Below are 13763 nucleotides of genomic sequence, written 5' to 3' on the forward strand. Positions count from 1 at the left end.
CCCATTCAAATGAAATAGGCCCAAGTGTCAAAAATGGCTATGCAGTTTCTATCATAATCTGAGATAATGACCTGAATTCGGCATGTGGGAATCGGCGAATGGACCGTGCTTCCTTCCTGGTTAGTCGGAGCTTCGCGGATGCGGAGGAGATGTCGCATGCGCTTCGCCATGTGAACGTCAGCGCCATTCAGATCGGAAAGGGCGCGTTCAAATCTCATCTCACGCAGATCGGCCTGCGGGATTGGAGCTTTCAGTATATCCGGTTTATTGCCGGAGAGGCGAGTTGCGAGGGCAATTCTTCGGCGGATCGCCATTCGATCATGGTGCCGATCGCGATCAAGGCGGGGTGCCGGTTGCTCGGGCAGAAACTGACGCCGGCGCACATCGGCCTTTACGCCCCCGGCTCCGAGCATGCGGACAAGTCGTCAGCCGGACTGGCGGAATGCGTGCTGACGCTGCCCGAGGGTTTCCTGGCCCGCGCGGACCGGATGGGCGTGCGCATCGACCTGCCGAAGGCCGGGTCCGTGGTTCGCGACATCCCTGCCGAGCCTCTGGCGCGCCTGCGGTCCATACTGACCGAGCTTTCTGATAGTATTAATTATTTACAAATAGATAAATGCGATTTGACGGCCCTGACCGACCAGCTTGACGAGGCGCTTCATGCCGCGCTGACGCATCGTGGCGCTACCCCGTCGGCGGGAAGGCCGATGATTCCGAGGCCCGGCGTTCTGCGCAGGTTGCGCGATATCGTCGGCGACAACGACCATGACTCCCTCGACATCGCGGAGATCGCGGAGACGCTTGGCGTCAGCTATCCGACCTTGAACCGCATCTTCCTCGAATGGTTCGGCGTTGCGCCGAAGCGCTATTTCTATCTCAAGCGCATGCACAAGGTCAGATCGGCGCTGCGCAAAGGCGACTATCCGAGCGTGAGCGCCGCGGCGGTCGGCCTTGGGTTTATCGAGCTTGGAAGATTCTCGGTCGGATATCGCGCGCTTTTTGGCGAATCTCCTGCGGAAACCCGGGCAAGATCGCGGAATTGATTACATATTAATAATGTTATTATGAAATCAATTAAAGCACAAATCAACCGATCAAATAATCGAAGAAAGAATTGTATTCCGGACGGAAGGCTGATTTCAGAATCTCTGCCCGACGCTGACGTAAAGAAGGCTTTCCCCCCGCTCATTCGCGGCAAGGTCGATGGCATAATCGAGCGGGAATGTTTTCGACAACCGATAGCGAATGCCGATCCCCGCAGCTGTCCGGTAGGACCCCGCCGCCGCCGCGCCGAGGTCCGGGCCGACCGCGCCGGCACCGGCAAAGACGACATATCCCAACCGCTTGTAAAGCTGCCCGCGATACTCCGCCTGGAACGACAGAAGGGCGTCGTCGATGAACTCGGTCGAGGAATAGCCGCGGAAGGAATCGGTCGCGCCCAGGGAGCAGGCATCGAAGAAGGGCGCGTCCGAGGTGGCCGAACACGCCGTGACGCGCCCGGCAAGGACGCCGTCGCCCAGGAGGGTCCGGTAGCCCGCGGCCTTGACCACGGCCTTCCAGTAATCCCGGTCGCCGGCGTTGAGGAATGTCCCGTAGGTCACCTCGCCCGAGACAAGCGCGCCGGTGGTCGGATACATGCTGTCGTCCCGGCTGTCCCAGGTCAGGAACAGCTTGCCCTTGGCAAGCTCCAGGTCCGCGTCGAGCGCGAGATCCGGGGGCAGCACGCCAAGGCGCGGCGACAGGACCGTGTTGGCATAGGACAGCCCGGCTCCGGCCGTGAGGTTGTCGCGGAAACCGTAGCCGAACTCGACTTCGACCGCGGAGACCGACTGGGTGATCGGCACCGGGGTGCCGGCGGCGTAGAGGTCGTAGTTCAGATCGGCATCGGCGCCGCGGACGGAGAAGTTCAGCTGGTCCGAGCGCAGCTTGGTGCCCAGGCCGAAGCCGTAGCCCCGGCTGTCGTTGCTGGTCTTGAACGCGCCAAGACCGACGAACGACGTGCCGGAGCCGGGATCGGCCTTGAACAGATAAGCCCCGCCCAGGGCAAGCCCGCTGCCCAGCGACGGGTTCTCGAACGGGATTGGGGCCAGCACGAAGGACCCGTTGCGCAGGCCGACCGTCTCGGCGGTGCCGAGATCGACCGGCCCGGTCGGCTCCGAAGGTTCGACCGGCTGTGCGCCGGCCTGCGCGAAGACAAGCGCGGCCAGGACCGCGAGGGCCCCGAGACGCAGGCCTTGTCCGGGCGCGCCCATCTTCAGAACCCGAAGCTGACACCCATCAGGGCGCCCTGCTGCTCGACATCGTAAAGGAAGTCGCCGTCGCTGCGGTCGACGCTCAGGTAGCGGTAGCCGCCGATCAGTTCGGTCCGGTCGCTGATCCGGTAACCGATGCCGGCGAAGATGTCGGAGGTGAAGTCGGACCCGCCGCCGCCGGCGAAGGCCCAGCCGGAGAAATAGGTCCGGTCGCTCAGGTCGGTCTTCCAGTTCACGCCGGCGATCGCATCGACCCAACTGTTGGAGACAGAGGCCGAAGCGGCGGGCAACGTCCCGGCGCTGAGGTTCAGATCGACGTTCACATCCCAGTAGCGAAGGCCGGCGCCGACGCGGACCTCGCTCGAGGCGCTTTTCGACACGACGTAATCGCCGCCAAGGGTGACGACGACGTTCCGGATATCGGCGCTGGTGCCCCCGAACAGTCCGCCGGGCGTCTCGCCGCCAGCGCCGAGGTTGACGTACATGACATCGCCGAAGATGCCGTAGTTGTCCTTGCGGGCGCTGAACACCCCCATCAGACCGAAGTCGAGATTCTCGAGGATGTCGCTGAAGGAGGAGTCGACCTCGGCGTCAGGCAGGCCGGCGATGGTCGAGACGGTGCCCGACAGACCTGATCCCCAGAGATAGGGCGTGAAGCGCATCTCCCACCCCGACGCCGTGTCCTGCGCCGCGGCCCCATGGGCCGTCAGAAGCCCGAGCACCAGAGCCGCCCGGCCAAGGCCGCTGCGCGATGGCTTTGCCAGCCGGAGCCACGCCGTCGCGATGCTGTCGTGCTGGCGGTTCGTCTTTTGCATGTCTCATTCCCCTTCCGATACGTCTTGTCCCGCCGGGCCTGGCGGAACACGGGGCCCCGTCCGGCCCGATAATTCTTTCCGGCGCCCTGGTGCGCCGGGCGATGCCGCAGCCGGTTTTGGCCGGCGTGATGCGATGCGCGGGCGCCCGGACGCATCCCGGCCCGCCGATGCGCGGCCCGTGCGCAGGGCTGTCGCCCCTGCCGCCCGTGAACGCGTCCGAACCGCTTCCGACTTCGTGAAAGGCGCTCTCCCCAGCAACCTGAACTCGCAAGGCCGTGATACGCGCGGATCAGCGGGGGCATTGGCCATTTTCGGACAGTTGCGCGTGGTTTTCCGGACGCTACGGGCCTGCGCGCGCGCGTACGAGCGCCGGATGGGCGAAGGATCGTCCTTCGGGTGCGCGGTGCAGGGGTGGCCGCGGCGCTTCGTCCTGAAATGGCCTGCCCCCGCCCGTCGGCGCGAACGGGCTTTGACTCTTGCCCGACCGGGCGCTAGGGCGAAGGCTCGACCGGTGCAACGCGGCGCGGCAAGATGCCCGCAACGTCAGGGCCGGGCGACCGGCATGACCCCAGGGACCCAGATCAGGCAGACGGATGACCCAGACAGAGATCGCCGCGCCTCTGGCCGCAGCGTTGAACGACCGAGGGTATGCGACCCTCACCTCCGTGCAGACGGCCGTGCTGGCCCCCGGTGCGCGGGGACGCGACCTTCTGGTCTCCGCGCAGACCGGATCGGGCAAGACGGTCGCGTTCGGCATCGCCGTGGCGCCCGACCTGCTGGGGCCGGGGGATGTGCTTCCCCGGAGCGACGCCCCTCTGGCCCTCGTCATCGCGCCGACGCGCGAACTGGCGCTGCAGGTCGCCGCGGAACTCGGCTGGCTCTACGCGGCCGCCGGTGCCCGGATCGCAAGCTGCGTCGGCGGCATGGACTACCGCAGCGAACGGCGTTCGCTGGCGCAGGGGGCGCATATCGTCGTCGGTACGCCCGGGCGCCTGCGCGATCACATCGAGCGCGGCAGCCTTGACCTGGCGCACCTGCGCGTCGCCGTGCTGGACGAGGCGGACGAGATGCTGGATCTCGGCTTCCGCGAGGATCTGGAGTTCATCCTGGGCACGGCGCCGGAAGGCCGCCGCACCCTGATGTTCTCGGCCACCGTGCCCGCCGCCATCGAGAAGCTGGCGCGGGATTTCCAGCGCGATGCCCTGCGCGTCGCCGCCATGGGCGAGGCGCGCCAGCACGGCGACATCGCCTATCGGGCGTTGTCCGTGACCGCACGGGATCGCGAGAACGCGATCTTCAACCTCTTGCGGTTCTACGAGGCGCGGACGGCCATCGTCTTCTGCAAGACGCGGGCCAACGTGAACCACCTTCTGGCCCGTATGGGCAACCGCGGCTTCCGCGTCGTGGCGCTGTCGGGCGAGTTGTCGCAGCAGGAGCGCACCCACGCCCTGCAAGCCCTGCGCGACGGGCGTGCGCGGGTCTGCATCGCGACCGACGTCGCGGCGCGCGGCATCGACCTGCCGGGGCTGGAACTTGTCATCCACGCCGATCTGCCGACCAACCCGGACACGCTCCTGCACCGGTCGGGCCGGACCGGCCGTGCCGGCGCCAAGGGCGTTTCGGCGCTGATCGTCACGCCTGCGGACTACAAGAAGGCGCAGCGCCTGTTGCAGGGCGCGAAGGTGACCGCCGACTGGGGCAAGGCGCCGTCGGCTGACGATGTCCGGGCGCGCGACGACCTCCGCATGCTGGATCATCCGGCGCTGGGTGCGACGCTGGAGGACATGACCATCGCCCGCGATCTGCTGGCCCGGGTCGGCGCCGAACAGGTCGCCGCCGCCTTCGTCCAGTTGTGGCGCGAAGGCCGCCCGCCGCCCGAGGAACTGACCGAAACCGCCCCGCCCTCGGATGCGGCGCCGCGCGCCCCGCGCGAATTCGGGGCTTCGGTCTGGTTCGCGCTGTCGGTCGGGCATGCCGGCCGGGCAGAGGCGCGCTGGCTGCTGCCGAAGATCTGCGACGCGGGCGGGATCACCCGCGACGACATCGGCGCGATCCGCGTGCGCGAGCGGGAGACCTTCGTTCAGATCGCGACCGCGGCCGCGCCCCGCTTCGGCGAAACGACCGAGATCGAACCGGGGCTGGTGATGAACCGTCTTCAGGGGGAACCGACCGCGGAGCGCGGCTTCGCGGACCGCGCGGGGCAGAAGCCCGCGCGCCCGGGCCGGGATTTTTCCGCGAAGGCACGGCCCGCAACCGCCCCAAGGCCCGCGCCCGCCGCAAGGCCCGCGCCCGCCGCAAGGCCCGCGCCCGCCGCAAGGCCAGTGACGGACGACCGGCCTCCGCAGGCCGCGCCGCAGCAAGCACCCACCCCTGCCGCGCCCGAGGCGCCATCGGGCGGAAAGCAGCGCGTCAAACCCCGCTGGAGCGCCGAGCAGAAGGCATCGCGGCCAGTCAAGGCCGGCCCGGCGCCCGAAGCCGGCGACAGTCCCGCAAGGCCCGGACCCAAGACCGGACCCAAGACCGGGGGCAAGCCCGCGGGTGCCGGGGGCAAGCCCAAGGGCAAATACGCGCAGGCGCGCCGCCCGAAACCCGGCGAGGCACCTCCGCGTCGACCCAAGGGCAAGCGGTAATTCCCCGCCGCGCCGGTTCCCCCGTTTCCTGCGCAACCCCTCTTGACTGGCGTGGTCGCAAGTATACGCTTGACCCACAGCTGGTGAGAAGCCGAGTGGCAAGCAGGCCCTGACTGCCGACCCCATGGTCGGCCGCAGGGCCTTTGGCGTTTTGGGGGATGCCTTGGGCAAGGACAAGCGGCCGATAGAGGTGGGGTTGCTCTACTCCCGTTCGGGGGGCTATTCGCTCTTTTCCGAGGCGTGCCGTTCCGGCGCCCTGGCCGCGATGGCGCGCATCAACGCCGATCCTGCCTACGACATGTGCCTGCTGCCGATCGAGCGCGACCCCGGTGGGGACGTCGACCTCTATGGCCCGCTGTGCGAGGATCTGCTGCGCAACACGCGCGCGCGCCATATCGTCGGCTGCGTCACCTCGTGGAGCCGGAAGGAGGTCATCCCGGTGCTGGAAAAGCACGGCGGGACGCTTTGGTACGCGCTGCCCTACGAGGGGTTCGAGGCCTCCGATCATGTCGTCTACACCCATGCCTGCCCCAATCAGCACCTCCTGCCGCTCCTGGACTGGGCGTTGCCCGCGCACGGGGCCCGGGCCTACCTGACCGGATCGAACTACATCTGGGGATGGGAGATGAACCGCCTCGCGCGGGAGCGGATCACCGCAGCCGGCGGCGAGGTGCTGGGCGAACGCTGCCTTCCGCTCGGCTCCCGCGAGGTTGGGCGCATTCTCGAGGAAGTGCGCGCCACCCGCCCCGCCTTCATCCTGAACAACCTGGTCGGCCCGTCGTCCTACGAATTTCTGGCGCGGATGCACCGGCTGGCGTCCGAGGACGCCGATTTCTCGCCCGCGCGGTGTCCGATCCTGTCGTGCAACCTGACCGAGGCGGAACTGCCCGCGCTGGGTGCGGCCGCCGAAGGTCTGGTCTCCGCCGGGCCCTATTTCCGCACCGGCGGGGCAGGCGGCTTCGGGTCGTCGCTCGAGGCGGCGGCGCACGCCGCGGTCCTCGAACTTGCCCGGCTTCTCAACGGCCGGCCGGATGCCGAAACCGCAAGCCTCCCCGCGCTGCTGGAGAATGCACAAGGGCCGGCGATGATCGACCGCGCCACCCACCACACCTCGCTGCCGGTGGTGATCGCGCGGGTTCAGGACGGGATCTTCCGCACGGTGAAGGCGCTGCCCGCCGTGCCCGGCGACCCCTACCTTGCGCGCGCCCGCACCCCGGCGGCCGCCCCGATCCTCAGGGTGGTGTCATGAGGCGCCCGATGCGCATCCAGAACCTTGGTGGCGCGACGGCCGTGATCCTGCATCGCCCGCACCCCACGGTGCAGGCGCTGGACCGGCAGTTGCGCGCGATCGGGCTGCAGGTGTCGCAGGCCTGGCCCGACCTCGGCCCCGCGGCGCTGGGCGCGGATTTCGTGTTCTTCGACGCCGACATGGGGCATGACGAACAGTTTCCCTGGGCGCCGGGGCAAAGCCCGATGCCAATGGTCGCCCTGATAGGTTCGGAGGCGCCGGGGCGGATCGAATGGGCGCTGAGGGCGGGGGCGCATGCGCAGCTTCTCAAGCCCGTGGGCGACAATGGCGCCTATTCCGCGCTCCTCATCGCGCGCGATGCCTTCGACGCGCAGCGGTCGCTTTCGGTCGAGATCGCCGACCTGCGCCGCCGGCTGGACGAACGTCAGACCGTCGTGCGCGCCGTCACCCTGCTGGCCGCCCATGGCGCCCGTGACGACGCCGCCGCCTACGGCCGGCTGCGCCAGATGGCGATGGCCTGGCGTGTCAGCCTCGAAGACGCGGCCGCCCGTGTGGTTGCCCGCCTGACCGCCGCCGAGGAGGAGGTCGATGACCGACGTGACCGCGGCTGACCCCGCCCGCAGGCCGGCCTCGGCCCTGCGGCGCCTGATTCGGCGCCGGCTGGCGCTTCTCGGCGCGGTGCTGATCGTGCTGGCGGTGGCCGGGGCGGTGCTGGCCCCCTGGATCGCGCCCTTCGCGCCGGACGAACAGCTGTTCGACGGGCTGACACTGGAGGGCGCGCCGCTTCCGCCCGACGGGCGCTTCCTGTTCGGGACGGACCTGCTGGGCCGCGACCTCTTCACGCGCATCCTGTACGGCGCGCGCACCTCGCTGATCATCGGGATCGTGGCGAACGGGATGGCGCTTGTCATCGGGACGCTGGTCGGCATCACCGCGGGCTATTTCCGCGGCTGGATCGGCGCAGTGCTGATGCGCTTCACCGATCTGATGATGGCCTTTCCCGCGCTTCTCCTGGCGATCTGCCTTGCCGCGATCTTCCAGCCGTCGCTGTGGATCGTGGCGATGGTCATCGCGCTGGTGAACTGGGTGCAGGCGGCGCGCGTGATCTATACCGAGACCACCTCCCTTGCCGAACGCGACTTCATCGCGGCCGAGCGGACGCTGGGTGCGGGCACGGGGCGCATCCTGTTCCTGCACATCCTGCCCCATCTGGTGCCGACGATCATCGTCTGGGGGACGCTCGGCATTTCCACCACCGTCCTGCTCGAGGCGACGCTGTCCTTCCTCGGTGTCGGCGTCCAGCCGCCCACGCCGAGCTGGGGCAACATCATCTTCGAGAACCAGACATGGTTCCAGACCGCGCCGTGGCTGGTGTTCATACCGGGTGCCGCGATCATCCTTCTGGCGCTGGCCTTCAACCTTGTGGGCGATGCGCTGCGCGAGGTGCTCGACCCGACGCAGAGGGGGCGCGACTGAGATGCCCGCCTACGTCGTCCGCCGGCTGCTTGTCTCGGTCCTGATCCTCCTGGGGGTCAGCTTCATCACCTTTGTCCTGCTCTACGTCCTGCCGGCCGATCCGGTGCGCCAGATCGCAGGGCGGTCGGCCACCGCGGAAACGGTGGAGAACATCCGAAGGGAGCTTGGGCTGGACCGCCCCTTCATTGTCCAGTACGGGCGCTACTTGCTGGGGCTGGTGCAGGGCGACCTCGGGCGCAGCTACCTGCAGAAGACCGAGGTGGCGGAACTGATCGCCTCTCGCCTGCCGGCGACGCTCCTGCTGATGCTGGGGGCGATCCTGGCGGAGCTTGCGCTGGGCCTGACGCTGGGGATCCTGGCCGCGCTCCGGCGCGGTACCATGCTGGACCAGACCCTGATGATGGCCAGCTTCGTCACCGTTTCGGCCCCGCAATTCGTCGTCGGCCTGCTGCTGCTCTACGTCTTCGCGGTCAAGCTGGGCTGGTTCCCGATCGGCGGCTACGGCACCTTTGCCCATCTGGTGCTTCCCGCCCTGACGCTGGGGATCCTGGGATCGGGCTGGTATTCCCGGATGATGCGGTCCTCGATGATCGAGGTGCTGCGCGCCGATTTCATCCGGACCGCCCGCGCCAAGGGCCTGACGCGCGCCCGCGTGATCCTGGTCCACGCGCTTCCCAACGCCGTCCTGCCGGTGATCGCCATGATCGGCATCGACATCGGCATCTTCATGGGCGGAATCGTCGTGGTCGAAAGCGTGTTCGGCTGGCCCGGCATCGGCCAGCTGGCCTGGCAGGCGATTCAGCGCGTGGATATTCCCATCATCATGGGCGTGACCCTGGTCTCGGCCCTTGCGATCATACTCGGCAACCTGCTGGCGGATCTGGTTGCCCCCTTCATCGACCCCCGCATCAAGCTCAAATGACCATCAGAGGAGAAGACGCATGAAAAAACTGCTTGTTTCCACCGCGCTGATGCTGTCGCTGGCGCTTCCCGCGCTGGCGCAGGACTACTCCCCCGATCCGAACGCCAAGCCCGGCGGCTCCATCATCGTCACCTACAAGGACGATGTGGCGACGCTCGACCCGGCCATCGGGTATGACTGGCAGAACTGGTCGATGATCAAGTCGCTGTTCGACGGGCTGATGGACTATGTCCCCGGCACCACCACGCTGCGCCCGGGGCTGGCGGAAAGCCACGACGTCTCCGCCGATGGCTTGGTCTACACCTTCAAGCTGCGCCCCGGCGTCAAGTTCCACAACGGCCGCGAGTTGACGGCAGAGGATGTGAAATATTCGCTCGACCGCGTGACCAACCCGGCCACCCAGTCGCCGGGCGCGGGCTTCTTCGCCTCGATCGCGGGGTTCGAGAATGCGGGCGACGGCGGCCTCTCCGGGGTCGAGGTGGTCGATCCGCAGACCGTGAGGATCACCCTGACGCGCCCCGATGCGACCTTCCTGCATGTCATGGCGCTCAACTTCTCCTTCGTGGTCCCGAAGGAGGTGGTCGAGGCCGAGGGGGCGGATTTCGGCAAGAAGCCGGTCGGCACCGGCGCCTTCAAGCTGACGGAATGGACGCTTGGCCAGCGGCTGGTGTTCGAGAAGAACCCCGACTACTGGGTCGCCGGCGTGCCTTACCTTGACAGTTTCACCGTCGAGGTGGGCCAGGAACCGGTGGTGGCGTTGCTGCGGCTCCAGAACGGCGAAGTGGATCTCCCGGGCGACGGCATACCGCCGGCGAAGTTCCAGGAGGTGATGGCCGATCCCGCGCAGGCCGAACGGGTCGTGCAGGGCGGGCAGCTGCACACCGGCTATGTCACCATGAACGTGACCCAGCCGCCCTTCGACAAGGTCGAGGTGCGCCGCGCCGTCAACATGGCGATCAACAAGGACCGCGTGGTGCAGATCATCAACGGCCGCGCGGTTCCCGCCAACCAGCCCCTGCCGCCCTCGATGCCCGGCTACACGCAGGATTACGCGGGCTATGCCTATGACGTGGAAGGCGCGAAGAAGCTTCTGGCGGATGCCGGCTATCCCGACGGGTTCGAGACCGAGCTTTTCGTGATGAACACCGACCCGAACCCGCGCATCGCGCAGGCGATCCAGCAGGACCTGGCGGCGATCGGCATCAAGGCCGCGATCCAGTCCCTCGCGCAGGCCAACGTGATCGAGGCCGGCGGCGCCGGAACCGCGCCGATGATCTGGTCGGGCGGCATGGCCTGGATCGCCGACTTCCCCGATCCGTCCAACTTCTACGGGCCGATCCTGGGTTGCGCCGGCGCGGCCGAAGGTGGCTGGAACTGGTCCAAGTACTGCAACGAGGCGCTGGATGCGAAGGCGGTCGAGGCCGACAGCATGTTCGACCCGGCCAAGTCCGGCGACCGGCTGAAGCTGTGGTCCGACATCTACATGGGGGTGATGGAGGACGCGCCCTGGGCGCCGGTCTTCAACGAGGAGCGCTACACCATGCGGTCCGAACGGATGGGCGGGGAAGATGCGCTCTACGTCGATCCGGTCTCGATCCCCGTCAACTACGACTACGTCTGGGTCAAAGAGTAATGTGCAAGGCCTGCGACTACACCATCCACGGCGCGCAGCACCATTTCGGCTGGGACAACTCCCTGGCCCCGGCGCTGCGCGCCGAACCGGGATCGACGATCCTGTTTCACTGTCATGATTCCTCGGCGGGCCAGCTTGGCCCGTCGTCTACTGTGTCCGACGTGCAGGCGCTGGATTTCGGCCGGATCAACCCGGTTTCCGGGCCGATCTTCGTCGAGGGCGCCCGCCCGGGCGACGCGCTGAAGGTGACGATCGAGGGCTTTACCCCGCAACCCTTCGACGGGCGCGGCTTTGGCTGGACGGCGAACATTCCGGGTTTCGGGCTGCTCGCCGACCAGTTCACCGACCCGGCGCTGACCGTCTGGGCCTACGACCCGGACAGCATGGCCCCCGCCCTCTGGGGCAAGGAGGCGCGGGTGCCGCTCAAGCCCTTCGCGGGCACGATCGGCAACGCGCCGGCCGCGGCGGGGCACCATTCCGTCGTGCCGCCGCGGCGGGTCGGCGGCAACCTCGACATTCGCGACCTTGCGGCGGGCACCGTGCTCTACCTGCCGGTCGAGGTAGAGGGCGCGCTCTTCAGCGTCGGCGACACCCACGCCGCGCAGGGGGATGGCGAGGTCTGCGGCACCGCGATCGAAAGCCCGATGGACGTTGTGCTGACGCTGGACGTGGTGAAGGGCGCGGACCTGAAGACGCCGCGCTTTTCGACACCCGGCCCGGTCACGCGCCATCTGGACGCCAAGGGCTACGAGGTGACGACCGGCATCGGGCCGGACCTCATGTCCGCCGCGCGGGATGCGGTGGCCAACATGGTCGACCTGCTTTGCGCGTCGCGCGGCATCGCGGCGGTGGATGCCTACATGCTCTGTTCGGTCTGCGGCGATCTTCGCATCTCGGAGATTGTCGACATGCCGAACTGGGTGGTCAGCTTCTACTTCCCGCGCTGCGTCTTCGAATGACGCTGGCTTCGGACGCCGAGACCACCGGCGCCGAGGCGCACCCCGGGGCCGGGCCCGCCCCGGGGCAACCTCCCGTGCTGTCGGTCGAGGGGCTCTCGATCTCGGTGCGCACGGAAGCCGGGCTGAAGCCGCTGGTCAACGACCTGTCCTTCACGCTTCGCCGCGGGGAAACCCTGTGCATCGCGGGGGAAAGCGGGTCGGGCAAGTCGATCACCGCGCTTGCGATCATGGGGCTTCTGCCCCCGCCCGCCGTCCGCATCACCGGCGGGCGCATCCGTCTGGGCGAGACCGATCTAACCGCGCTGCCCGAGGCGCGCATGCGCACCATCCGCGGCGATCGCATCGCGATGATCTTTCAGGAACCGATGACCAGCCTGAACCCGGTGCTGACCATCGGCGCCCAACTGGCCGAGGCAATCCGGGCGCATGAGCCAGTCAGCCGCGGCGCGGCGCGCGCCCGCGCGCTCGACGCCCTGCGGGCCGTGCGCCTGTCGCAACCGGAACATCGCCTGAACCAGTATCCGCACGAACTGTCGGGCGGCATGCGCCAGCGCGTGATGATCGCCATGGCGCTTGCCCTGCGCCCCGAGGTGCTGATCGCCGACGAACCCACGACCGCGCTTGACGTGACCGTGCAGCGCGAGGTGCTGGACCTTCTGCGCGACCTTCAGCGCGACACCGGCACCGCCATCATCCTGATCACCCACGACATGGGCGTCGTCGCCGAGATGGCCAGCCGTGTCATCGTCATGCGCCACGGCGCCATGGTCGAGCAGGCCCCGGTCCATCGCCTCTTTTCCCGCCCCGAGGCGGAGTATACCCGCCAGCTTCTGGCCGCGGTCCCCCGGCTGGGACAGGGCGCGACGCGTGAAGCCGTGGCTGACCGGCCGGTGGCCCGTGTCGAGGATGTCGTGGTCCGCTTTCCGTTGAAGGCCGGGCTTCTGGGCCGCACGACCCACCATGTCCATGCCGTCGAACACGTCAGTTTCGACATCCGCAAGGGTGAAACCTTTGCGCTGGTTGGCGAATCCGGTTGCGGCAAGTCCACCATCGCCAAGGCCATGGTCGGCCTCGTGCCGCATGAGGGCCGGATCGAGGTGGCCGGCAAGGTCCTCTCCGATCTGGACGGCGCCGGGCGCAAGGACCTGCGCCGCCACATCCAGATGGTCTTCCAGGATCCGATGGCCGCGCTTGACCCGCGCATGACGATCGGCGACCAGATCGCCGAGCCGCTCGTGATCCACGGCATCGGCGACACCGAGAGCCGCAGCGCCCGGGTGGCCGACCTGCTGGCGCGCGTGGGCCTCTCGGCGGACCAGATGACCCGCTATCCGCACGAATTCTCCGGCGGTCAGCGGCAGCGCATCTGCATCGCCCGCGCGCTCTCGCTGCAACCCGACCTGATCATCGCCGATGAAAGCGTCAGCGCGCTAGATGTCAGCGTGCAGGCGCGGGTTCTGGACCTTCTGCGCACGTTGCAGAGGGAATTCGGGGTGGCCTTCCTGTTCATCAGTCACGACATGGCGGTGGTGGAGAACATCTCGGACCGGGTCGCGGTGATGTATCTGGGCCAGATCGTCGAGATGGGCCTGCGCTCGCAGGTTTTCGGCAACCCGCAGCACCCCTACACCCGCCGCCTGATCGAGGCTGTCCCGGTGCCGGATCCAGCCCATGTCCGCCCGCCGTCGCCGCGCCTGACTGGCGAGGTTCCCAGCCCGGTGCATGCTGTCGGCTCCGGCCCGGTCAGGGTGCGGCTGGTGGATATCGGTGGGGGGCACATGGTGGCGTCCGGCGATCCGGCGCCTGCACTTTCCGCCGGCTAAGGGG

The 13763-nt window shown here is 68.0% G+C and carries 11 protein-coding genes; 9 read left to right on the top strand and 2 right to left on the bottom strand.

Features of this window, described 5'->3' with window-relative positions; all coding sequences use genetic code 11:
- The first annotated feature begins 98 nt into the window (after nucleotides 1–98).
- Nucleotides 99–1043, top strand: coding sequence for a helix-turn-helix domain-containing protein (locus tag N5I32_RS14460; protein WP_261496579.1), 945 nt, complete (start codon nucleotides 99–101; stop codon nucleotides 1041–1043).
- Between the two features lie 96 nt (nucleotides 1044–1139).
- On the opposite strand, the gene N5I32_RS14465 is transcribed toward N5I32_RS14460, so the two are convergent.
- Together N5I32_RS14465 and N5I32_RS14470 are read right to left on the bottom strand one after the other, a co-directional pair.
- Nucleotides 1140–2252 (bottom strand): BamA/TamA family outer membrane protein, encoded by a 1113-nt coding sequence (locus N5I32_RS14465; protein WP_261496580.1) that lies wholly within the window; start codon nucleotides 2250–2252, stop codon nucleotides 1140–1142.
- Between the two features lie 2 nt (nucleotides 2253–2254).
- Nucleotides 2255–3067: a hypothetical protein gene (locus tag N5I32_RS14470; RefSeq protein WP_261496581.1), complete on the bottom strand. Its 813-nt coding sequence runs from the start codon at nucleotides 3065–3067 to the stop codon at nucleotides 2255–2257.
- Nucleotides 3068–3660: 593 nt separating this feature from the next.
- Here N5I32_RS14470 and N5I32_RS14475 point away from each other — a divergent pair.
- From N5I32_RS14475 to N5I32_RS14510, 8 genes are all read left to right on the top strand, one after another.
- On the top strand, nucleotides 3661–5697 hold the full coding sequence (locus N5I32_RS14475) for a DEAD/DEAH box helicase (protein ID WP_261496582.1): 2037 nt from the start codon (nucleotides 3661–3663) through the stop codon (nucleotides 5695–5697).
- A 163-nt stretch (nucleotides 5698–5860) separates the two neighbouring features.
- Nucleotides 5861–6946, top strand: coding sequence for a transporter substrate-binding protein (locus N5I32_RS14480; RefSeq protein ID WP_261496583.1), 1086 nt, complete (start codon nucleotides 5861–5863; stop codon nucleotides 6944–6946).
- Nucleotides 6943–7557 (top strand): ANTAR domain-containing response regulator, encoded by a 615-nt coding sequence (locus N5I32_RS14485; RefSeq protein ID WP_261496584.1) that lies wholly within the window; start codon nucleotides 6943–6945, stop codon nucleotides 7555–7557. Before N5I32_RS14480 ends, N5I32_RS14485 begins: the two co-directional genes overlap by 4 nt.
- On the top strand, nucleotides 7535–8422 hold the full coding sequence (locus tag N5I32_RS14490) for an ABC transporter permease (protein WP_261496585.1): 888 nt from the start codon (nucleotides 7535–7537) through the stop codon (nucleotides 8420–8422). Before N5I32_RS14485 ends, N5I32_RS14490 begins: the two co-directional genes overlap by 23 nt.
- Nucleotide 8423: 1 nt before the next feature.
- A complete protein-coding gene (locus N5I32_RS14495) occupies nucleotides 8424–9344 on the top strand; it encodes an ABC transporter permease (RefSeq protein WP_261496586.1) in 921 nt (306 codons plus the stop codon).
- Nucleotides 9345–9363: 19 nt separating this feature from the next.
- A complete protein-coding gene (locus tag N5I32_RS14500) occupies nucleotides 9364–10977 on the top strand; it encodes an ABC transporter substrate-binding protein (RefSeq protein ID WP_261496587.1) in 1614 nt (537 codons plus the stop codon).
- Nucleotides 10977–11936 (top strand): acetamidase/formamidase family protein, encoded by a 960-nt coding sequence (locus N5I32_RS14505; protein ID WP_261496588.1) that lies wholly within the window; start codon nucleotides 10977–10979, stop codon nucleotides 11934–11936. Before N5I32_RS14500 ends, N5I32_RS14505 begins: the two co-directional genes overlap by 1 nt.
- Entirely contained in the window at nucleotides 11933–13759 is a 1827-nt protein-coding gene (locus N5I32_RS14510; protein WP_261496589.1) for an ABC transporter ATP-binding protein, read from the top strand. The genes N5I32_RS14505 and N5I32_RS14510 overlap by 4 nt, the downstream gene beginning before the upstream one ends.
- Nucleotides 13760–13763 lie beyond the last annotated feature (4 nt).

Origin of the sequence: Albidovulum sediminis (assembly GCF_025380365.1) — a bacterium.
In the GTDB taxonomy this organism is placed as follows: domain Bacteria; phylum Pseudomonadota; class Alphaproteobacteria; order Rhodobacterales; family Rhodobacteraceae; genus Albidovulum; species Albidovulum sediminis.